We start from the raw sequence: 20,894 nt of genomic DNA on the forward strand, positions 1-20,894 counted from the left end.
CACATAATAATGATCCCACAGATTTCTCAGGCACCGGGTCTTATCCAGCGGGTGCTGACATTTCTTGAAACCCTCAAAGCGCAGGGTTTCACTGGCGATACCGCCACCAGTTACGCCGACAGACTTTCGCTTTCCACCGACAACAGCATCTATCAGCTTCTGCCCGATGCGGTGCTTTTCCCGCGTTCCACTGCAGATGTTGCCCTGATAGCCCGGCTTGCGGGTGAAGCGCCCTTTTCAGGCCTGGTCTTTACCCCGCGCGGCGGTGGCACTGGCACCAACGGCCAGTCGCTGAATCAGGGCATTATTGTCGACATGTCGCGCCACATGAACCGCATCCTGGAGATCAATACCGAACAGGGATGGGTACGCGTTGAAGCCGGCGTGGTTAAAGACCAGCTTAATGCTTACCTGAAACCTTTTGGCTTCTTCTTTTCGCCAGAGTTATCGACCAGTAACCGAGCCACGCTCGGCGGGATGATTAACACCGATGCATCCGGGCAGGGTTCGCTGGTCTACGGCAAAACCTCTGACCATGTTTTGGGCCTGCGGGCCGTGCTGCTCGGCGGGGATATTCTGGATACCCGACCGGTACCCACCGCGCTGGCCGAGCATCTGGCGCAAACGCCAACCCCCGGAAGGCCGGATTTATCAGCAGGTACTGAGTCGTTGCCGTGAGCATCGCGAACTGATTCTGGAAAAGTTTCCCAAACTTAACCGTTTCCTGACCGGTTACGATCTGCGCCATGTGTTTAGCGATGATATGCAGACCTTTGACCTGACGCGGCTGTTATGTGGCGCGGAAGGGACGCTGGCGTTTATCACTGAAGCCCGTCTGGATATTACGCCTCTGCCCAAGGTGCGGCGCATCGTCAATATCAAGTATGACGCTTTCGATTCCGCGCTACGTAACGCGCCGCTGATGGTAGAAGCCCAGGCACTGTCGGTAGAAACGGTTGACTCCAAAGTCCTGAATCTGGCGCGGGAAGACATTGTCTGGCATTCCGTTCGCGAGCTGATTACGGATATTCCGGATAAAGAGATGCTGGGGCTGAATATTGTGGAGTTTGCCGGAGATGATGCCCCGCAGATCGATCGGCAAATGACGCAGCTTTGTGCCCGTCTGGATACCTTAATGGCAGCGCAGCAGGGCGGCGTTATCGGCTACCAGCTCTGTGACGATCTTGATGGGATCGAGCGCATCTACAACATGCGTAAAAAAGCCGTGGGCTTACTTGGCAATGCCAAAGGGCGTGCCAAGCCGATCCCGTTTGTTGAAGACACGGCCGTTCCACCTGAACATCTTGCCGATTATATCGTCGAGTTCCGTGCGCTTCTGGACAGCAATGGCCTGAGTTATGGCATGTTTGGTCATGTAGATGCCGGCGTGCTTCACGTCCGCCCGGCGCTGGATATGTGCGATCCTCATCAGGAAATGATGATGAAGCAAATTTCCGATGAGGTGGTTGCCTTAACCGCACGCTATGGTGGCCTGCTTTGGGGCGAACATGGCAAGGGCTTCCGCGCAGAGTACAGCCCGGCCTTTTTTGGTGAAACGCTGTTTAATGAGCTGCGCCGCATCAAAGCCGTCTTCGATCCCGATAACCGACTTAATCCCGGCAAGATTTGTACACCGTTCGACAGCGATGCGGCAATGATGCAGGTCGATGCGACCAAGCGTGGCAGCTACGATCGCCAGATTCCCCTTCAGGTGCGTGAAACCTGGCGTGGCGCGCTGGAGTGTAATGGCAACGGACTATGCTTTAATTTTGATGCCCGCAGCCCGATGTGCCCCTCCATGAAAATCACCCGTAACCGCATTCACTCGCCCAAAGGGCGCGCGACCTTAACGCGGGAATGGCTGCGTTTACTGGCGGAACAGGGGGTTGATCCGCTGATGCTGGAGAAAAAGCTGCCGGAAAACACCCTGTCGCTCCGCGCGCTGATAAGCAGAATGCGCAACACCTGGTATGCGAACAAAGGGGAATATGACTTTTCACATGAGGTGAAGGAGGCGATGTCAGGTTGCCTGGCCTGTAAAGCCTGTTCCACCCAGTGCCCGATTAAGATTGACGTCCCGGATTTTCGTTCCCGCTTTTTACAGCTCTACCATACGCGCTATCTGCGCCCGCTCAGCGACCACCTGGTCGCAGCGGTCGAAAGCTATGCGCCACTCATGGCAAAAGCGCCGGGCGTGTTTAACTTTTTTCTGAAGCAGCCCTGGGCCTCTTCCTTCAGTAAAACGCACATCGGCATGGTCGACTTGCCGTTACTGTCATCGCCGACGCTCAAGCAGCAGTTGAGCGGGCACCCGGCCATGAATATGACGCTGGAGCAGCTTGAAGCGCTCAGTGACACACAGCGAGCCAAAAAAGTGCTGGTGGTGCAGGACCCCTTTACCAGCTTCTATGAAGCCAGGCTGGTGCACGATTTTATTACGCTGATTGAAAAACTGGGTTATCAGCCGGTTCTGCTGCCGTTCACGCCTAACGGCAAAGCGCAGCACGTGAAAGGCTTTTTACAACGCTTTGCCCGCACGGCCAGTAAAACTGCCGATTTCCTGAATCGTGTGGCAAAGCTGGGGATGCCGATGGTGGGGATCGATCCGGCAACGGTGCTGTGTTACCGCGATGAGTATCGTCAGACACTGGGCGAGGCCCGCGGTGACTTTACTGTGTTACTGGTGCACGAGTGGCTGCAGAATGCGCTGCAGGAACGTGAGGTACAGGTCACCGGCGGGGAATCATGGTATCTGTTTGCCCACTGCACGGAGGTCACGGCCCTTCCGGCAACGCCCGGTCAGTGGCAGGCGATTTTCTCGCGCTTCGGCGCAAAGCTCGAAAACATTAACGTGGGCTGCTGCGGAATGGCAGGCACCTATGGTCACGAAAGCCAGAATCTGGAGAATTCGCTGGGGATTTATGCGCTGTCATGGCATCCACAGTTGCAAAAACTGCCGCGTCAACGCTGTCTGGCAACCGGTTTTTCCTGCCGCAGTCAGGTCAAACGGGTAGAGGGCAACGGGATGCGTCATCCGCTTCAGGCACTGCTTGAATTAGTGTAAAACGGGTAGGCGACGCCGATCGCAGGTTGGATTAGAATATCCAGCCTGCGTGACGGACAAATTCACGCTGCAACAGGGTGGCCTGTTCCCATTCACCGCAGCGGGCAAGCTGGTGGCACAGCTGCGTCAGAGACAGCCTTGCCAGTTGGTAAGCCTGAAGACGAAACAGGCGATCGCGGTCGGGGTTTTGCATTTCGTCCACCAGTCGGTGGTGAAGTTTGCCCATCGCATGCAGATAACTCTGGTCATCGCCATTTAGCTGGCAGATCTCTGCCATATCCAGGCAGGTATCATTAAACTGACGCAGTTGCTGAAGGGTACATTCAGCCCGGTTAAGTTTGGCCTGAGCCAGGTAGAAATCGACGGTGAGATCGCGTACCGAAAATCGGTATTCATCAAGTTTATGCTGAAGCCAGGCGGAAACGGATAACGACATAACGCGCCTCAATATTGAATGATAATGATTATCATATTCATCCAAAGCGGGATTGCAATCACCCGGGAAGAAATTTTTTTCGATTTATCTCACCTGTCGGTATAATCGGAAATAACAATCTATTTACAATGCAGAAAGGCGTAACCTATCAATAAGGGCGTTATCCTAAAGTGGTTATTTAAAAATTCACGAATTATTAACAGGTTACAGCACCGTATTTCGTCCAGCGCTTGCCTCTGCAAGCCTGCCTGAAACGGCTATGCTTAATAAATGCGCTGTCAAAAACAGCACCTTATGATTATCCCTGCAAAACAAGAGGTTGAAGTGATTTGTCAGATCACTACCATAGGGGGATAGCCTGAAAAGGTCCGGACTCAAGAGGTATCAACATGTCATCCGTGAATGCAGACTCTTTCTCACCCGACGATTATGTGTGGAAAGGGTTAACGCTGACTGAAACCGCAGCGAAACAAATTCTAAATCTGGCCGCAGAAAACCCAGAAGTCAAGGGCCTGCGTTTAGCAATTAAACAATCCGGCTGTGCCGGTTTTGGTTATGTGATGGATCTGGTGAAGCAGCCAGAAGATGATGATCTGCAGTTTTCCTACTACGGCGCAACGCTGTTTGTGCCGCTTCAGGCAATGCCATTTATCGATGGCACCGAAGTGGACTATGTCCGCGAAGGCCTGAATCAGATTTTTAAATTCAATAACCCTAAAGCTCAGCACGCCTGCGGGTGCGGTGAAAGCTTTGGCGTCGAGTAAGTGAAATATGTCACGACACAGCGAAACATCTGACGATGTACAAATGTGGGAAGGTAAGCTCAATTACAAAGAGGGCTTCTTTACCCAATTGCAAACCGAAGAATTTGCCAACGGCATCAATGAAGATGTGGTGCGGGCAATTTCGGCTAAGCGTAACGAGCCAGAGTGGATGCTGGAGTTTCGTCTTAAAGCCTTTCGTGCCTGGCTGGAAATGGAAGAGCCACACTGGCTGAAAGCCCATTACGAAAAGCTTGATTATCAGGATTACAGCTACTATTCCGCGCCATCGTGCGGAAACTGCGATGACACCTGCGCCTCCGAACCCGGCGCGACTCAGGCATCCGGTAGCGCATCTGCCAGTGATTATCTGACGCAGGAAGTTGAGAACGCGTTTAATCAGTTAGGCGTTCCGGTACGTGAAGGCAAAGAAGTGGCGGTTGACGCCATTTTTGACTCCGTCTCCGTGTCGACCACCTATCGTGGCAAGCTGGCAGAGCAGGGGATTATCTTCTGTTCGTTTGGCGAAGCCATCCACGATCATCCCGAACTGGTGAAAAAGTATCTGGGTACCGTGGTGCCACCCAACGACAACTTCTTTGCTGCACTGAACTCTGCCGTGGCGTCTGACGGTACCTTCGTCTACATCCCGAAAGGGGTGCGTTGCCCGATGGAGCTGTCGACCTATTTCCGTATCAACGCCGCGAAAACCGGTCAGTTTGAACGTACGATTCTGATTGCAGATGAAGACAGCTACGTCAGCTATATCGAAGGCTGCTCTGCGCCCGTGCGTGATACTTACCAGCTTCATGCGGCGGTGGTCGAGGTCATTATTCATAAGAACGCGGAAGTAAAATATTCCACCGTTCAGAACTGGTTCCCGGGTGGCGAAGGCGAGGGCGGTATTCTCAACTTCGTGACCAAGCGCGCGCTTTGCGAAGGTGACTACAGCAAAATGTCATGGACCCAGTCGGAAACCGGCTCGGCCATTACCTGGAAATACCCAAGCTGTATTCTGCGTGGCGATAACTCGGTGGGCGAATTTTACTCGGTGGCACTGACCAGCGGCCGCCAGCAGGCGGACACCGGTACCAAGATGATCCACATCGGCAAAAACACCAGGTCGACCATCATCTCTAAAGGTATCTCAGCCGGGAAAAGCCAGAACACCTACCGTGGCCTGGTGAAAATCATGCCCACGGCAACCAACGCACGTAACTTTACCCAGTGTGATTCCATGCTGATTGGCCCGGATTGCGGTGCGCATACCTTCCCGTATGTTGAAACCCGTAACAATACCGCCCAGCTGGAGCACGAAGCGACCACCTCACGTATCGGCGAAGATCAGATGTTCTACTGTCTGCAACGTGGCATCAGTGAAGAAGATGCTATCTCAATGATCGTGAACGGTTTCTGTAAAGACGTATTCTCTGAGCTGCCGCTGGAATTTGCAGTGGAAGCACAAAAACTGTTAGCCATCAGCCTTGAGCACAGTGTGGGCTGATTGACGCCGTCACACGCGTTGCCGGAAGCAATGTGAAGGAATAAGCATGTTAAGTATCAAAGATTTACAGGTTAGCGTTGAAGACAAAGCGATTTTACGTGGTCTGAACCTTGAGATTAAACCCGGTGAAGTTCACGCCATCATGGGACCAAACGGTTCGGGTAAAAGTACGCTGTCTGCGACCCTAGCCGGCCGTGAAGACTATGAAGTGACCGGCGGTTCAGTCACCTTTAAGGGCAAAGACCTGCTGGAGCTGGAACCTGAGGAACGTGCAGGCGAAGGCATCTTTATGGCTTTCCAGTACCCGGTTGAAATTCCCGGCGTCAGCAACCAGTTTTTCCTGCAGACCTCCGTGAATGCGGTGCGCAAATATCGTCAGCAGGACGAGCTGGATCGCTTTGATTTCCAGGACTTCATTGAAGAAAAAATTGATCTGCTGCAGATGCCAGAAGATTTGCTGACGCGTTCCGTTAACGTTGGCTTCTCCGGTGGCGAGAAGAAACGTAACGATATCCTGCAGATGGCCGCACTGGAACCCGATCTGTGCATTCTCGATGAAACCGACTCTGGTCTGGATATCGATGCCCTGAAAATCGTGGCCAACGGCGTAAACAGCCTGCGCAACGAAAAGCGTGCATTCATTATCGTGACGCACTACCAGCGTATTCTGGATTACATCAAGCCAGACTTCGTGCACGTGTTGTATCAGGGCAAAATCATAAAATCTGGCGACTTCTCGCTGGTGAAACAGTTGGAGGAGCAGGGCTATGGCTGGCTTACCGACGAAGAGTGATTCTGCGCTGCAACAGTGGCACCACCTGTTTGAATCACGCGGTGAAATGCGTTCAATGCAGGCTCAGCAACACTGGCAGCAGCTAATGCGTTTGGGTTTGCCCACCCGCAAACATGAAAACTGGAAATACACCCCGCTGGATGGCCTGCTGGCGGAGCACTTTGTGTTGCCTGACGCGCATGAACTCAGCGCCTCGCAGGTTGACGACCTGGCCCTGGCGCTGGATGCGATCCGTCTGGTGTTTGTTGACGGTAAATTCCAGCCTGCGCTGAGTACGCGTGATACTGAACTGTTTGAGATTCAGCACAGCGTAGCGGCCGAGCGTCGTGATTTACCTGCGGCTGTTCAGCCAGAAATTTTCCTGCATCTGACCGAAAGCCTGGCTGAAGAAGTGACCTGTATTCGCCTGGCGCGCGGAAAGGCAGCAGCACGTCCGCTTTATCTGCTGCACATCACCAGCGGCAAAGACGACGGCATGAATACCGTGCATCATCGTCACCATCTGCAACTGGAAGAGAGCGCTGAAGCTGAAGTGATCGAGCACTTTGTGACGCTGAACGACAGCGCGCATTTCACCGGTGCCCGTTTTACGTTTGCCGTCGCGGACAATGCCAGGCTCAAGCACACCAAGCTGGCCTTTGAGAGCACCAAAAGCTATCACTTTGCCCATAACGACATCGTCATTAATCGTGATGCGCAAGTCACCAGTACCAGCTTCTTACTGGGTGCCGGCTTAAGCCGTCACAATACCAGTACGCAGCTCAATGGTGAAAATACTCAGCTGTCCCTGAACAGCCTGGTGCTGCCGGTGAATCAGGAAGTGGCGGATACCCGCACCTATCTTGAACACAACAAAGGCCACTGCCTGAGTCGTCAGATGCACAAAACCATCGTGCGTGATAAAGGGCGTGCCGTATTTAACGGCCATATCAAAGTGGCTCAGCATGCACTGAAAACAGACGGACAGATGACCAATAACAACCTGTTATTAGGCCGTCTGGCAGAAGTCGACACCAAACCGCAGCTGGAAATTTATGCGGATGATGTGAAGTGCAGCCACGGCGCGACCGTGGGCCGTATTGATGACGAACAGATGTTCTATCTGCGCTCGCGCGGTATTGATCAGGACGCGGCGCAAACCATGATCATTCATGCCTTTGCTGCCGAGTTGACCGAAACGCTGGAAAACCCGGTGCTACGACAGGCTGTGCTGCAGCGCATTGCGCAGCGCTTTCCAGGAGACGACTCATGATGCACTTCGATCTCGAGCGTATCAGGGCGGATTTCCCCGTTCTGAAGCGTGAGGTCAACGGTCATCCGCTGGCCTACCTTGACAGCGCGGCCAGCGCACAGCGCCCTTTGTCGGTCATCAATGCCGAAAGTCATTTTTACCAGCACGGCTATGCGGCCGTGCACCGTGGTATCCATACGCTCAGCCAGCAGGCGACCAGCGACATGGAAAACGTTCGCGAACAGGCGGCACGTTTTCTCAATGCATCGTCGTCGGAAGAGATCGTCTTTGTAAAGGGTACGACGGAAGGCATCAACCTGGTCGCGAACAGCTGGGGCGGCAGTCAGCTCCAGCCTGGTGATAATCTGATCATCACCCAGATGGAACACCACGCGAATATCGTGCCCTGGCAGATGGTGGCAGAGCGCTGTGGAGCAGAGATCCGGGTACTGCCGCTCACTGACAACGGTGAGCTGGCCCTGGCGCAACTGGCTGGATTAATTGACAGCCGGACCCGGCTGCTGGCGGTTACGCACGTTTCAAACGTGCTGGGCACCGTAAACCCGGTTAAAGCTATCGTTGCGCAGGCGAAGGCCGCTGGTCTGGTCACGCTCATTGATGGCGCTCAGGCCGTGATGCATGACAAGGTCGACGTGCAGGATATCGACTGCGACTTCTATGTCTTTTCCGCCCATAAGCTCTATGGCCCAAATGGTATTGGCGTGCTTTATGGTCGTAAGGCCCTTCTGGATGCGATGCCACCCTGGGAAGGCGGGGGATCGATGATTGGTGAAGTGCTGCTGCCCACCGGCACCACATGGAATACCGCGCCCTGGCGTTTTGAAGCCGGTACGCCAAACACCGGCGGAATCATCGGGCTGGGTGCGGCGCTGGACTACGTGCAGGCGCTGGGTCTGGATACCATTCATCAGCGCGAAACGGCCCTGATGAACTATGCCCTTGATAAACTCTCATCCGTGCCTGATATTCAGATATACGGTCCGCAGCAGCGCGCAGGCGTGATTGCCTTTAACCTTGGCAAACACCACGCGTTTGACGTCGGCAGCTTCCTTGATCAGTACGGTATTGCGATTCGTACCGGACATCATTGTGCTATGCCGCTACTGCGCCACTATCAGGTCCCGGCGATGTGCCGCGCGTCGTTCACCTTTTATAACAGTGAAGAAGAGGTCGATCGCCTGGCGGCTGGGTTGACGCGTATTCATCGTCTGCTGGGCGGTTGAGCAGAGTAAACGGAGTGATTAATGGCGACGTTGCCAGAAAAAGAGAAACTGGTGCGCAACTTCAATCGTTGCGCCAACTGGGAAGAGAAGTATCTGTACATCATTGAGTTGGGTGCCAAACTCCCGGAATCATCTGAAACACTGCACCAGCCTGAACATGCCATTACCGGCTGTCAGAGCCAGGTGTGGATCAAAATGACGCCGCAGGCAGATGGCACCATCGGCTTTGAAGGTGACAGTGATGCAGCTATTGTTAAGGGATTGATAGCTATCGTATTTAGTCTCTATCAAAATCTGCAACCCGCTGAGATCGTGGCACTGGATGTTCGCCACTGGTTCGGCGAACTGGCCCTTGTTCAGCACCTCACGCCAACGCGTTCGCAGGGGCTGGAAGCGATGATTAAGGCAATTCGCCATACCGCTCAGAACCTCAGCTAAGATACACTCTAAAGACGCCATCCGGCGTCTTTTTACTATCTGACGAGAAAACCGCATGAAACCTGCTTTGTGTTTAGCCGGTGCATTGCTGCTGACCTGTTTTGGGCTCTCTGCACCCGTTTTTGCCACGGAATACCCGTTACCGCCACCTGACAGTCGCCTGATAGGTGAAAATGTCCTGACGCAGGTGCCGGATAACAAACGCCCGCTGGAAGACATTGCTGCGCGCTACCAGGTGGGCTTGCTGGGGATGTTAGAAGCGAATCCCGGCACCGATCCCTGGTTACCGAAGCCGGGCACCCAACTCACCATTCCGCTACAAATGATTTTGCCGGATACGCCGCGCGAAGGCATCGTGGTTAACATGGCCGAACTGCGTTTGTACTACTATCCGAAAGGCGAAAACAAAGTCATCGTGTATCCCATTGGCATTGGCCAGTTAGGGATAATGACGCCCATCATGGTGACCAGTATCAGTCAGAAAATCCCCAATCCCACCTGGACGCCAACGGCGAATATCCGCAAGCGTTACGCCAAAGAGGGCATCACGCTGCCCGCCGTGTTCCCGGCAGGCCCGGATAACCCTATGGGGCTGCATGCGCTGCGTATGGCCCGTGGTACGGGGCAGTACCTTATCCACGGCACCAACGCGAACTTTGGTATCGGTATGCGCGTGAGTTCAGGATGCATTCGCTTACGTACTGAGGATATCGAGGCGCTCTATAATGCAGTGCCGGTTGGCACGCGGGTACAAATTATCAATCAGCCGGTGAAATACAGCGTTGAACCCGATGGTAAACGTTATGTCGAGGTGCATCAGCCGCTGTCGCACAGTGAGAAGGATGATCCGCAAACCGCGCCAATCGCGCTCAGTGGTGGCTTCAGGACGTTTATGAAAAGCGAGCAGAGTGACGGGGCATTGATCAAAGCCACCCTGACGCGTCGCTCAGGGATGCCTGTACTGGTCAGTGCGGGAGAGCCGGTGCAGAATGAGGCTGCGGTCTTATCGTCGCCCTGAGACGGCTGGAGAGGGGAGCGCGCGAGCCTTGACCGCTGAATAGCAGGCAAAAAAAATGGTGCCACAAGGGCACCATTTTTAAAACCAGAACTCTTACTTACGGTAAGAGTGAGCCTGGTTGTCCAGACGCTGGTTAGCGCGAGCTGCGTCGTCTTTAGCAGCCTGAACGTCAGAACGCACTGCGTTCACGTCGTTGCTCAGCTGGTCAACTTTAGCGTTCAGAGTCTGAACGTCTGAAGACAGCTGGTCGATTTTAGCGTTGCTTGAGCAACCAGCCAGCAGAGTTGAACCCAGAATTACCGCGCCCAGTACCAGTTTAGTACGATTCATTATTTATACCCTCTAGATTGAGTTAATCTCCATGTAGCGTTACAAGTATTACACAAAGCTTTTTAACTTGAGAATAATTTTTTGATAAGAACATGCTTAAACATGATCGTTCGCTCAAAGAAACAGCGAATTGAAGATGAACGTAAAAAAATTTAGCTAAAACAGAGAGATTTAATCGGATTAACCTTAATTTTAAGGGCATTTTTATTGTGACTTTAGGCTGAGGTTTTCCAGAATCGCAATTGTTTAGCCAATAAAAAAGCGCCTTTTAAGGCGCTTTTTAAAAAAGAGGCGTTAAATGCGCTATTACAGAACGTGCACCGACGCCGTATTGGTGGTTCCGCTTGGGACCAGCGCACCGGAAACCAGCACCACAACATCACCTTTCTGAGCGAAACCGCTTTCCAGCGCCGCTTGTTTACCCAGATGATAGAAATCATCGGTAGAGGCGATTTCGCTGACCATACGTGTCTCAATACCTTTGCTCAGAATCAACTGGCGGGCCGTGGTGGCATTGGTCGTCAATGCCAGGATGGTTGCGTTCGGGAAGTACTTACGCACGGCCTTGGCTGATTTACCGCCTTCCGTTGCGACGACAATCAGGGGCGCTTCCAGTTTTTCCGCTGTCTCAACGGCACCACGGCAGACAGCTTCAGTAATGCGCAGCTTACGGCTGTCATTCTGACCGTCGATACGCGGCTTCATCACACGATCGGTGCGTTCACAGATAGTGGCCATAATGGTTACCGATTCCAGCGGATAGCGACCTTTAGCACTCTCTCCGGAAAGCATAACGGCATCAGTACCATCAAGGATGGCGTTAGCCACGTCGCCGGCTTCAGCGCGGGTTGGACGTGGGTTCTTAATCATCGAATCCAACATCTGTGTCGCGGTGATCACGACTTTACGGGCCTTATTACATTTTTTGATCATCATCTTCTGCGCGAAGATCACTTCTTCAACCGGGATTTCCACGCCCAGATCGCCACGCGCAACCATGATGCCGTCAGAGGCTTCGAGGATTTCATCGAAGTTATTCAGGCCTTCCTGGTTTTCAATCTTAGAGATGATTTGAATGTGTTCGCCGCCGTGCTGCTTCAGGTGCTCACGGATTTCCAGCACGTCTGAACGTTTACGGATGAACGACGCCGCGACAAAATCAACGCCTTGCTCGCATCCAAAAATCAGGTCGCGTTTGTCTTTTTCCGCCAGCGCAGGCAACTGAATAGAAACGCCAGGCAGGTTAACGCCTTTGTTTTCGCCCAGATCGCCGTTGTTGAGGACTTCACAGACGACGCTGTTCTCAGTGACTTCGGTGACCTGCATGCCGATCAGACCATCATCGACCAGCACGGTGTTACCGATTTTGAGATCGTTGGCAAAACCTGAGTAGGTAACGGCAACGCGCTCGCTGTTACCAATCACGCTCTGGTCGGTAGTAAAGGTAAAGGTTTGACCGGCTTTCAGGGACACATCGTTGCCACCTTCCAGCTTCATGGTGCGGATTTCCGGGCCTTTCGTATCCAACAGAATAGCCGCAGGAATACCGGTTTTTTTCGTCACGGCACGCATGTTAGTAATACGCTGGCCGTGTTCTGCATAGTCACCGTGAGAGAAGTTAAGACGCATAACGTTCATGCCTGCTTCAAGCAGCTGGGTCAGCATCTCTTCGGATTCGGTTTTTGGACCGATAGTACAAACGATCTTAGTCTTTTTCATGACGGGTTATCTGTAAGTTGTGATGGATGAGAAACAGGATTTCGATGACAGCGCACCGAAATGAGAACTCTGATTGAAAGCGATAAGGGCGGTACAAGATAAGAATAGGTGACGAAGGCCAGGCGTGCAGGGAAGTTGCGTGGTTAGCCGGGTTAACCACCGTGACGTTGTTGCGCAAACAATCTTAGTTATCGTCATAAGCACGTAGTCGCTGAAACCTTTCAAGTAAACAACGCCGCCAGTATAATCACTAAGTATGCGAAAACCAATCGAAAAACAGTCACTAAAGGTAATGTAAATCAAGAAAGGGGTTGTTGCGCAAAAGAAGAAAGGACATAAATAAAAGAGTGGTGCGCTCTAATGGACTCGAACCATCGACCCCCACCATGTCAAGGTGGTGCTCTAACCAACTGAGCTAAGAGCGCATATCAAATTTGGTGCGTCCGAGTGGACTCGAACCACCGACCCCCACCATGTCAAGGTGGTGCTCTAACCAACTGAGCTACGGACGCACTTGGTGCGCTCTAATGGACTCGAACCATCGACCCCCACCATGTCAAGGTGGTGCTCTAACCAACTGAGCTAAGAGCGCAACATGCTGTCAGGGCGACAGCGGGGACGAATATTAACGGCAGCGTAAGAGGCTGGCAAGGAGAAAAATACAAATTTGCCAATGAATGAACATCATCTGCACGATGCGCCGTTTTTTTGAACGTAACGGGCCTTTTCCGGCCCGTTCAGTCAGTTAGCGAGACGCGCGTGTCAGGATCAACGCCGCAGGTAATTGCTGTAAACGTCGTACCCGCCACAGCATCATCACGGCGGCCGAGGTCAGGCCAACGATAAACCCGCACCAGAACCCCGCCGGCCCCATGCGCGGGACAACCCAGTCGGTCAACGCCAGGATGTAACCCGACGGCAGACCCAGCAGCCAGTAGGCAATAAAGGTGATAAAGAAAATCGAACGGGTATCTTTATAGCCACGTAAAATTCCGCTGCCAATGACCTGAATAGAATCTGAAATCTGATAAATGGCCGCCAGCAGCATGAGTTGCGCAGCCAGCGTCACCACGGCGGGATTGTCGTTGTAAAGCAGGGCGATTTGATGGCGAAACGTCACGGTAAAGATCGCCGTGATCACCGCCATGCCGACACCGACGCCTTGCGCGGTCCAGGCCGCCACGCGCGCCTGCTCTGTCGAACCCTGACCCAGACGATAACCCACGCGAATGGTGGCGGCCACGCCCAACGACAGCGGCAGCACGAACATCAACGAGCTAAAGTTCAGGGCAATCTGGTGCCCGGCAACGTTCACAATGCCTAGCGGCGACACTAACAACGCCACCACAGCAAACAGGGTCACTTCAAAAAACAGTGCCAGGGCGACCGGCAAACCTAATCCTGTAAGACGTTGCAGGATAGCGCGTGAGGGTGCCGACCAGCGGCTCTCCACGCGGATGTCCCGCATGCTGCGCATCCGCCGTACCCAAAAGCGCATACAGAAAAACATCGCCCAGTAGACCGAAGCGGTTGCTACGCCACAGCCCACGCCGCCCAGTGCCGGCATGCCGAAGTGACCGTAGATAAAGATATAGTTCAGCGGGATATTCAGCATCAGCCCAAGAAAACCCAGCACCATAGCGGGTTTGGTTTTGGATAGCCCTTCGCACTGGTTACGCATGACCTGGAAAAACAGGTAACCCGGCGCACCAAACAGCAGGGCATGCAGATAGCCTTCGGCTTTCTCCGCCAGTAGCGGATCGATGTCATGCATGGAGCGGATAAAATACCCGGCGTTCCACAGCACCAGCATGATGAGCAGCGAGAGGAAAAACGCCAGCCAAAAGCCCTGACGAAGCTGTTCAGCGATTCGCTCGCGGCGACCTGAACCATTGAGTTGCGCAATGGTGGGCGTCAATGCCAGTAAAACACCATGACCAAACAGGATGGCGGGAAGCCAAATGGACGTGCCAACAGCGACGGCGGCCATATCCGTGGCGCTGACTGCGCCGGCCATAATGGTATCTACAAATCCCATCGCGGTTTGCGCCACCTGAGCCAGGATAACGGGGATCGCGAGGGCCAGCAATTGACGCGCTTCTGTTAAATACTTCTGCACGTAAACACCTGACTTGTCTGATTAATAAAGAAATGAGGAATGCTTCAGCGGAAGCAAGCCCTAGTGTAACTGGCGCGACTGATTTCTCCAATCTTTGTCACGCAATGCGGTTTCATCCTTTGCGGCCTGTCACTCAGGCTGTTGAAACCTAACACTTAAGCAGGGCTGTGGTAAACTGACACAAACTTCGCAGAGGCAAAGACTATGTTTACCGGTATTGTGCAGGGCACCGCAGAAATCGTGTCCATTGAAGATAAAGGTCTGTTCCGTACTCACGTTGTGAGACTTCCCGCCGAACTGCTGCCGGGCTTAGCGTTGGGCGCATCCGTCGCCCATAACGGCTGCTGTCTGACCGTAACCGACATTAATGGCGATCGGGTTAGTTTTGATCTGATTAAAGAAACATTGCGCGTGACCAATCTTGGCGACCTGAGTCAGGGCGATGTGGTGAATATCGAGCGTGCGGCTAAATTTAGCGATGAAATCGGAGGACACCTGATGTCCGGTCATATCATGACCACGGCCGAAATCTGCAAAATTATCCGTTCTGAAAACAACCGTGAAATCTGGTTTAAGATCCAGGATGCCGCGCAGATGAAGTACATCCTGCACAAGGGATTTGTGGGCATTGATGGCATCAGCCTGACCGTGGGTGATGTGACGAAAACCAAATTCTGCGTTCATTTGATCCCCGAGACACTGGAGCGAACAACGCTGGGTGCCAAAACCTTCGGCGACCGGGTCAATATCGAAATCGATCCCCACACCCAGGCGATAGTCGATACGGTTGAACGTGTTCTGGCGCAGCGTGAAAACGCCGCAGTGAAGGCGCTGGCCGATCAGGCCGATCAGCCCGACGAGGAACGGGATGAATAGCAGCCGCTAAGCCGTTTGCGGCATACGGTCAGTGACCCGATGATGGACCGACAAAAGCCGTCTTTCGGGACGGCTAACTTATGGACATGCCAACCATAAGGCGGTGCCGGGAGACGGAAACGGTATGTTTACCGTCGCCCGGCAGCGGTTTGTCGTCGCCGTCGTCCTGAACGCGATGGCCGAGGCACCCGGTAAACCGATGAACAGGTATGACCGGGCCGCTCGCGGCACCTGCCCACAACCTCACCGCATTCGCCGCAGTCCGCCTTTATCGGTCCTAGCGGGCAACACGCAATCCGCCTTCGACGCCACGACTAAACACGATCTGCCAGAGCTGAATCTCACGCGCGCGAAACGCCCCCGCGCAGGCGTTCAGGTAATACGAGAACATCCGCCGGAAACGTTCTTCATAGCGTTCAGCCAGCGCTGGCCAGGCGCGCTGGAAACGTTCATGCCAGGCCATCAGGGTTGTATCGTAGTCGACGCCAAAGTTATGCCAGTCTTCCATGATAAAATGCGGTTCGCTGACGTCGGCGATATGGCGCAAAGAAGGCAGGCAGCCGTTAGGGAAAATATACTTCCCGATCCACGGGTCAACATGCATATCGGTTTTGATCGCGCCAATCGTGTGCAGCAGGAAGATGCCGTCAGGTTTAAGGTTGCGATCGACCGTTGCAAAATACGTGGGGTAATTTTTCGGGCCGACATGTTCGAACATGCCCACCGACACGATGCGGTCAAACTGTTGATTTAAATCCCGATAATCCTGCAGCAGGATGGTAACATCCAACCCTTCACAGCGCTGTTGCGCCAGCTTTTGCTGCTCTGCAGAAATGGTCACGCCCTGTACGCTGACGCCATAATTCTTCGCCGCAAAGGCCGCCAGACCGCCCCAGCCACAGCCAATATCCAGCAGCGTCATACCGGGTTTCAACGCCAGTTTGCGGCAAATCATATCCAGTTTTGCTTCCTGCGCCGCTTCAAGCGTGGTGGCGTCTTTCCAGTAGCCGCAGGAATATTGCATGTAGGGATCGAGCATCAGGGTAAAAAGATCGTTACCAAGGTCATAATGGGCTTTGCCCACCTGCCAGGCACGTTTTTTTGACTGCAGGTTAATCAGACGCGCCAGCGCAATGCGGGCGATATCCTGGATGTGATGGGGGAGTTGTTCATCCAGTTTATGTTTCAGCGCCCGATGAAAAAACATATCCAGCCGTTCGCACTCCCACCAGCCATCCATATAACTCTCGCCCAGCCCGAGAGAGCCTTTTTGCAGGACGCGTTTGAAAAAATCGGGATGTTTAACCTGAATATCCCACGGACGCGAACCGTTAATGTCGATATCTGCTTTTTGCAGTAACTCATGAACGATGCGGTACCAATGGTTTCGTTCAATATCCACTTCTGCTACACATGATGAACTCATAGCCACTCCATCACCAGAACTGTCAGAACCTGAGGAAGAGCAGGAGCCGTTTCTCAGGGTTATGAGAAAAGTCACAGATGACGCCTTGCGCCAGACAACAAAAGAGTACAGAGAAATGACATCAAACCGATGTCCGCAGAGGGCATTGCCCACACCGACACCGTCACAGCAACGACGCTGCGATTCACTATTTATTATGATGATACTGCGAGTCAGGGCCCGGCACAGGAGGCGCTGGCGGGCCCATCACGTGTTGATCACTGCGACGACAGAAAGTCGTTGCCTCAGTGATTATCCTGGCAGGGATGCGCCGCGGAGGCAATATCAGTTTGTGCGCAGACGCGGCGCTGGAACTGATAGCCCATCAGCGCCAGTATAATCGTTATCGCCATAATGAGCGTGGTGGTCAACAGCGCGTGGCTCAGTCCCGCCGATACGGCCAGGCTGGCGACAAAACACAGGCCAAGCTGCAATGTGTTTTGCAGGGCGGCGGCTTTGCCAGTGGCATGCGGGAACGGGAGAAGGGCACTGGACACCACGATGGGATAAATCGCGCCATTAGCCATTGCCATGCCGCAAAACGGCACCAGCAAAGCGGCCAGCGAAACGCTGCCTGAGAGTGCGACGGCGAACAGCGCCAGCACGCTCAGGCTGTAGACGAGCAGCAGCCACGGCAGTAGCCGAGCGCCGTTAAAACGGTTAAGCAGCGCGCGGCAGCCAAAACCACCGATTAAAAAGGCAATCGTCTGCGGGATGTAACTTAAGCCAATATCGGCGGGCGACAGGCCAATATCCGCCAGGATAAACGGCGATCCGGTCAGCCAGGCAAAAAAACTGGCGGAACAGGCAGAATAGATCAGCACGTTGCCGCTATAGGCGCGTGAACGCAGCAGCGTCATAAACCCGGGCTGTGAGGGTGTTGCACGGCTTGTTTTTTGCACCGAAGGCAGGCGCAGCGTAATTATAATCAGGGCTGCCGCGATAAAGGTCAGCACAACGAAAATCGAACGCCAGTGAAAATGGCCAATCAGCCAGGCACCCAGCAAAGGGGCCAACGCAGGAGACAACGCGACCAGCGGCATAATGGTGGCAAAGACTTTATTGGCACGGGACGGAGGATAGCGATCGACCACCAGTGCCTGCCAACTGACGGCGGCCGCGCACACGCCAATGGCCTGGATAAAGCGCAGCACCAGCATCAGCACCACATCCTCCACCCATAGCATCCCTGCGCAACCCAGGGCAAACAAGCTCAGACCGGCAAGCAATACCGGTTTACGCCCAATACGGTCAGACAGCGGGCCCCATACCAGTTGACCGCAGGCAAAACCCGCCAGAAACAGGCTCATGCTGGCGCTGATCATACCCGCAGAGGTGTTGAAACTTTGCTGCATAGCCCCGAAGGCAGGCAGATACATGTCGGTCGCCAGAAAGCCCAGCATACTGAGCACGGCAAGATAGGGAATGAATCCTTTTGAAGCTGACATCTGATTCTCTTTTTTGCAGGATAAACGCGGGGGAGTGTAAAAGCTGTACTTCATGCTGTGAAACGGTAAAATTTGCCTGTTGCTGTTAAAAAATTTGAAGGCAGAATATGTGGTCTGAATATGCGCTTGAAGTGGTCGATGCCGTCGCGCGCGGTGGCAGTTTCAGTGCCGCCGCACAGGAGTTGCACCGTGTGCCTTCTGCTATCAGCTATACCGTCCGCCAGCTTGAAACCTGGCTGGCCGTGCCGCTGTTTGAACGTCAGCACCGTGAGGTGGTTTTAACCCCTGCGGGAGAACATTTTGTGCGCGAAGGGCGCAGCGTCATCAAAAAAATGGATGCCACCCGGCGGCAGTGCCAGCAGTTAGCCAATGGCTGGCGCGGTCAGATAGGCATAGCCGTCGACTGTATTGTCAAACCGCAGCGGACCCGGCAATTTGTCAGGGATTTCTATCGCCACTTTCCCGATATGGAGCTGCACATCAGTTATGAAGTGTTTAACGGTGTCTGGGATGCGTTGGCAGACGGACGGGTCGATGTGGCGATAGGGGCAACGCAGGCTATTCCGGTGGGCGGTCGGTTTGCGTTTCGCGATATGGGCACCCTGAACTGGCGCTGTATTGTCGCGCGACAGCATCCGTTAACTCAGGTGAGCAGACTGGATGATGATGCGTTGCGCAACTGGCCGTCGCTGGTGCTGGAAGACACCTCGCGTGCTTTGCCGCGCCGCATGACCTGGGCGCTGGATAATCAACGTCGGCTGGTGGTGCCTGAATGGCAGACCGGGCTGGACTGCGTTCGTGCCGGACTCTGCGTGGCGATGGTGCCCGGGCATTTAGCCCGGCCGCTGCTGGATAGCGGCGAGGTGAGCGAACTTGCCTTGCCTCAGGCTTTTCCTGAAAGCCCTTGCTGCGTCAGCTGGGCGGAAGATCGCGCATCACCGGCATTGGGCTGGCTTCTCAATTACCTGGGTGATGCGCAAACGCTAAATCAGGAGTGGTTAAGCGAGGATTAACGGCGGTAATCGCGGTAAGGGCCATAGCCCACAGAGCGTCGCTCAATCAGCGTCGGGTGGACTTCGATAGTTTGTGACTCTTCGCGCTTGCTGGTGATGCGGTCCAGCAGCATCTCCAGCGCTTTCTCGCCTAACTGCGCTTTGGGCTGATGTACGGTTGTCAGTGCGGGCGTGAAGTAGCGCGCATTGCGCACGTTGTCGTAACCAATCACCGAAATATCCTGGGGAACGCGCAGGCCCATTTCATCTGCCGCACAGATAGCGCCCATGGCCATAATATCGCCTCCGCAGAAGACGGCACTGGGCCGTTGTTTTTGCGACAGGATTTGCTGCATAGCCTGATAACCGGATTCTGGTTCAAAGTCACCCTGCACAATCCATTCTGAACGGGGCTGAATACCAGCTTCTTCCAGCGCCTTAAGGAAACCCGCATGACGACCGCCGCCGGTATTACGCTCCATCTGCCCCGGAATCGCGCCAATGTCACGATGCCCGCGCTCAATCAAATAGCGACCGGCCAGGTAGCCGCCCTGAAAAGCGTTATCCAGTACGGTATCGGTAAAGTCGGCACGTGATTCGCCCCAGTCCATGACTACCATAGGAATATTGCGGTTGGCTTCCAGCATTTGCAGCAAATCATCCGGATACTCCGAACACATCACCAGCAGCCCATCAACGCGTTTTTGCGCCATCATCGACAGATAGGCGCGCTGTTTTTGCAGGTCGTTATGCGCGTTACCCAGAATCAGGGTATAGCCTTTTTCAAAGCAGTGATTCTCAACGGCTTCGATAATTTCGGCGAAGTAGGGCGCTTCGCTGGACGTCGCTAACAAGCCCAGCGTTTTGGTGTGATTCACCTTCAGGCTGCGTGCCACGGCGCTTGGCGAATAATGTAATTCCCGAATCGCTTCCCATACTGCTTCGCGAGTATTTTCCGCAACAAAGCGGGTTTTATTAATCACGTGAGAAACGGTTGTGGTGGACACACCTGCGCGTTTCGCCACATCTTTAATTGTTGCCATGAAAATCAAACTCCCGGGCTTACCTAACATGTTGATAAGCATGTTGTTAAACGTTTGCGTCAGCGGACGGTTATTTCTGCAAAAAAAGCGTTTTTCTGGCCGGTAATGGGATATCGGGGCAGGAAATAACGTCTGAAAAAAGTGCTGGTGCAACCGATGTTGCGCGCTGTTGCGCAACAAAGGGGGGATTCTAACAAGGCTGCACGGATAAAACGAGATTTTTACCCGCGCGTATGGGAAAATCCCTTAACCCTACAAAACGCATGGCTAAGGAGTTGTGATGAGTACCGATTTGAAACTGTCATTAATGACAACGGCAGCAGCACTGTTGATGATTATCGCGTTTAGCTTTACCGCTATTCTGAACTAATAAAAAAGCCGGGAAGGTTTCCCTTTCCCGGCTTTTTAAATAA

Annotated in this window: 17 protein-coding genes, 3 tRNA genes and 1 pseudogene; 11 read left to right on the forward strand and 10 right to left on the reverse strand. The window is 53.6% G+C overall.

Features of this window, described 5'->3' with window-relative positions; genetic code table 11:
- The first annotated feature begins 9 nt into the window (after positions 1-9).
- Positions 10-3,064, forward strand: a pseudogene (locus A6A26_RS14530) (FAD-binding and (Fe-S)-binding domain-containing protein).
- Between the two features lie 31 nt (positions 3,065-3,095).
- On the opposite strand, the gene A6A26_RS14535 reads toward A6A26_RS14530, so the two are convergent.
- Positions 3,096-3,500 carry a hypothetical protein gene (locus A6A26_RS14535; RefSeq protein ID WP_063879385.1) on the reverse strand — a complete coding sequence of 135 codons (405 nt, stop codon included), beginning with the start codon at positions 3,498-3,500 and terminating at the stop codon, positions 3,096-3,098.
- Between the two features lie 389 nt (positions 3,501-3,889).
- Between A6A26_RS14535 and sufA the strand changes: the two genes are divergently transcribed.
- From sufA to A6A26_RS14570, 7 genes are read left to right on the forward strand one after another with little or no spacing between them, the layout of a single operon-like run.
- Positions 3,890-4,264 (forward strand): Fe-S cluster assembly scaffold SufA, encoded by a 375-nt coding sequence (gene sufA, locus A6A26_RS14540; protein WP_063879386.1) that lies wholly within the window; start codon positions 3,890-3,892, stop codon positions 4,262-4,264.
- A gap of 7 nt (positions 4,265-4,271) precedes the next feature.
- A complete protein-coding gene (gene sufB / locus A6A26_RS14545) occupies positions 4,272-5,765 on the forward strand; it encodes a Fe-S cluster assembly protein SufB (protein WP_063879387.1) in 1,494 nt (497 codons plus the stop codon).
- Positions 5,766-5,811: 46 nt separating this feature from the next.
- The gene (sufC, locus tag A6A26_RS14550) at positions 5,812-6,558 is read left to right on the forward strand and encodes a Fe-S cluster assembly ATPase SufC (protein ID WP_063879388.1); all 747 of its coding nucleotides are present in this window, start codon (positions 5,812-5,814) and stop codon (positions 6,556-6,558) included.
- Positions 6,533-7,810, forward strand: coding sequence for a Fe-S cluster assembly protein SufD (sufD, locus tag A6A26_RS14555; protein WP_063879389.1), 1,278 nt, complete (start codon positions 6,533-6,535; stop codon positions 7,808-7,810). The genes sufC and sufD overlap by 26 nt, the downstream gene beginning before the upstream one ends.
- Positions 7,810-9,033, forward strand: a complete 1,224-nt coding sequence (gene sufS / locus A6A26_RS14560) for a cysteine desulfurase SufS (RefSeq protein WP_063881165.1) — start codon at positions 7,810-7,812, stop codon at positions 9,031-9,033. Before sufD ends, sufS begins: the two co-directional genes overlap by 1 nt.
- A 21-nt stretch (positions 9,034-9,054) precedes the next feature.
- Positions 9,055-9,471 carry a cysteine desulfuration protein SufE gene (sufE, locus tag A6A26_RS14565; protein WP_063879390.1) on the forward strand — a complete coding sequence of 139 codons (417 nt, stop codon included), beginning with the start codon at positions 9,055-9,057 and terminating at the stop codon, positions 9,469-9,471.
- A 55-nt stretch (positions 9,472-9,526) separates the two neighbouring features.
- Entirely contained in the window at positions 9,527-10,489 is a 963-nt protein-coding gene (locus A6A26_RS14570) for a L,D-transpeptidase family protein (protein ID WP_063879391.1), read from the forward strand.
- A 93-nt stretch (positions 10,490-10,582) separates the two neighbouring features.
- On the opposite strand, the gene A6A26_RS14575 is transcribed toward A6A26_RS14570, so the two are convergent.
- From A6A26_RS14575 to A6A26_RS14600, 6 genes are all read right to left on the reverse strand, one after another.
- The gene (locus A6A26_RS14575; protein ID WP_006118977.1) at positions 10,583-10,819 is read right to left on the reverse strand and encodes a major outer membrane lipoprotein; all 237 of its coding nucleotides are present in this window, start codon (positions 10,817-10,819) and stop codon (positions 10,583-10,585) included.
- A gap of 306 nt (positions 10,820-11,125) precedes the next feature.
- Positions 11,126-12,538 (reverse strand): pyruvate kinase PykF, encoded by a 1,413-nt coding sequence (pykF, locus tag A6A26_RS14580; RefSeq protein ID WP_063879392.1) that lies wholly within the window; start codon positions 12,536-12,538, stop codon positions 11,126-11,128.
- A 348-nt stretch (positions 12,539-12,886) separates the two neighbouring features.
- A tRNA-Val gene (locus A6A26_RS14585) sits at positions 12,887-12,963 on the reverse strand.
- Between the two features lie 10 nt (positions 12,964-12,973).
- Positions 12,974-13,050 (reverse strand) — tRNA-Val (locus A6A26_RS14590).
- Between the two features lie 3 nt (positions 13,051-13,053).
- Positions 13,054-13,130 (reverse strand) — tRNA-Val (locus A6A26_RS14595).
- Positions 13,131-13,283: 153 nt separating this feature from the next.
- Complete coding sequence (locus tag A6A26_RS14600; protein ID WP_063879393.1) at positions 13,284-14,657, reverse strand: MATE family efflux transporter; 1,374 nt, start codon at positions 14,655-14,657, stop codon at positions 13,284-13,286.
- 204 nt (positions 14,658-14,861) lie between these two features.
- On the opposite strand from A6A26_RS14600, the gene A6A26_RS14605 reads away from it, so the two are divergent.
- On the forward strand, positions 14,862-15,533 hold the full coding sequence (locus A6A26_RS14605; RefSeq protein ID WP_063879394.1) for a riboflavin synthase: 672 nt from the start codon (positions 14,862-14,864) through the stop codon (positions 15,531-15,533).
- A gap of 277 nt (positions 15,534-15,810) precedes the next feature.
- On the opposite strand, the gene cfa is transcribed toward A6A26_RS14605, so the two are convergent.
- Both cfa and punC read right to left on the reverse strand, forming a co-directional pair.
- Positions 15,811-16,959 (reverse strand): cyclopropane fatty acyl phospholipid synthase, encoded by a 1,149-nt coding sequence (cfa, locus tag A6A26_RS14610; protein WP_063879395.1) that lies wholly within the window; start codon positions 16,957-16,959, stop codon positions 15,811-15,813.
- A 284-nt stretch (positions 16,960-17,243) separates the two neighbouring features.
- Complete coding sequence (gene punC / locus A6A26_RS14615; RefSeq protein ID WP_063881166.1) at positions 17,244-18,446, reverse strand: purine nucleoside transporter PunC; 1,203 nt, start codon at positions 18,444-18,446, stop codon at positions 17,244-17,246.
- A gap of 107 nt (positions 18,447-18,553) precedes the next feature.
- On the opposite strand from punC, the gene punR reads away from it, so the two are divergent.
- Entirely contained in the window at positions 18,554-19,459 is a 906-nt protein-coding gene (gene punR, locus A6A26_RS14620) for a DNA-binding transcriptional activator PunR (protein ID WP_063879396.1), read from the forward strand.
- On the opposite strand, the gene purR is transcribed toward punR, so the two are convergent.
- Positions 19,456-20,481, reverse strand: coding sequence for an HTH-type transcriptional repressor PurR (purR, locus tag A6A26_RS14625; protein ID WP_063881167.1), 1,026 nt, complete (start codon positions 20,479-20,481; stop codon positions 19,456-19,458). The two genes, punR and purR, sit on opposite strands and share 4 nt — an antisense overlap.
- Before the next feature lie 280 nt (positions 20,482-20,761).
- Between purR and A6A26_RS25530 the strand changes: the two genes are divergently transcribed.
- Positions 20,762-20,851 (forward strand): cytochrome bd-I oxidase subunit CydH, encoded by a 90-nt coding sequence (locus A6A26_RS25530; protein WP_019105306.1) that lies wholly within the window; start codon positions 20,762-20,764, stop codon positions 20,849-20,851.
- The last annotated feature ends 43 nt before the right edge of the window (positions 20,852-20,894 follow it).

Source organism: Pantoea sp. OXWO6B1, from assembly GCF_001641135.1.
Taxonomy (GTDB): Bacteria; Pseudomonadota; Gammaproteobacteria; order Enterobacterales; family Enterobacteriaceae; genus Pantoea; species Pantoea allii.

Excerpts from the sequence above, each read along its gene's own strand:
- A6A26_RS14535 (WP_063879385.1), bottom strand. The coding sequence starts at position 3,500 with ATGTCGTTATCCGTTTCCGCCTGGCTTCAGCATAAACTTGATGAATAC.
- sufD (WP_063879389.1), top strand. The coding sequence starts at position 6,533 with ATGGCTGGCTTACCGACGAAGAGTGATTCTGCGCTGCAACAGTGGCAC.
- A6A26_RS25530 (WP_019105306.1), top strand. The coding sequence starts at position 20,762 with ATGAGTACCGATTTGAAACTGTCATTAATGACAACGGCAGCAGCACTG.
- pykF (WP_063879392.1), bottom strand. The coding sequence starts at position 12,538 with ATGAAAAAGACTAAGATCGTTTGTACTATCGGTCCAAAAACCGAATCC.
- sufB (WP_063879387.1), top strand. The coding sequence starts at position 4,272 with ATGTCACGACACAGCGAAACATCTGACGATGTACAAATGTGGGAAGGT.
- A6A26_RS14605 (WP_063879394.1), top strand. The coding sequence starts at position 14,862 with ATGTTTACCGGTATTGTGCAGGGCACCGCAGAAATCGTGTCCATTGAA.
- punC (WP_063881166.1), bottom strand. The coding sequence starts at position 18,446 with ATGTCAGCTTCAAAAGGATTCATTCCCTATCTTGCCGTGCTCAGTATG.
- sufA (WP_063879386.1), top strand. The coding sequence starts at position 3,890 with ATGTCATCCGTGAATGCAGACTCTTTCTCACCCGACGATTATGTGTGG.
- purR (WP_063881167.1), bottom strand. The coding sequence starts at position 20,481 with ATGGCAACAATTAAAGATGTGGCGAAACGCGCAGGTGTGTCCACCACA.
- sufS (WP_063881165.1), top strand. The coding sequence starts at position 7,810 with ATGCACTTCGATCTCGAGCGTATCAGGGCGGATTTCCCCGTTCTGAAG.
- punR (WP_063879396.1), top strand. The coding sequence starts at position 18,554 with ATGTGGTCTGAATATGCGCTTGAAGTGGTCGATGCCGTCGCGCGCGGT.
- A6A26_RS14570 (WP_063879391.1), top strand. The coding sequence starts at position 9,527 with ATGAAACCTGCTTTGTGTTTAGCCGGTGCATTGCTGCTGACCTGTTTT.
- cfa (WP_063879395.1), bottom strand. The coding sequence starts at position 16,959 with ATGAGTTCATCATGTGTAGCAGAAGTGGATATTGAACGAAACCATTGG.
- A6A26_RS14575 (WP_006118977.1), bottom strand. The coding sequence starts at position 10,819 with ATGAATCGTACTAAACTGGTACTGGGCGCGGTAATTCTGGGTTCAACT.
- sufE (WP_063879390.1), top strand. The coding sequence starts at position 9,055 with ATGGCGACGTTGCCAGAAAAAGAGAAACTGGTGCGCAACTTCAATCGT.
- sufC (WP_063879388.1), top strand. The coding sequence starts at position 5,812 with ATGTTAAGTATCAAAGATTTACAGGTTAGCGTTGAAGACAAAGCGATT.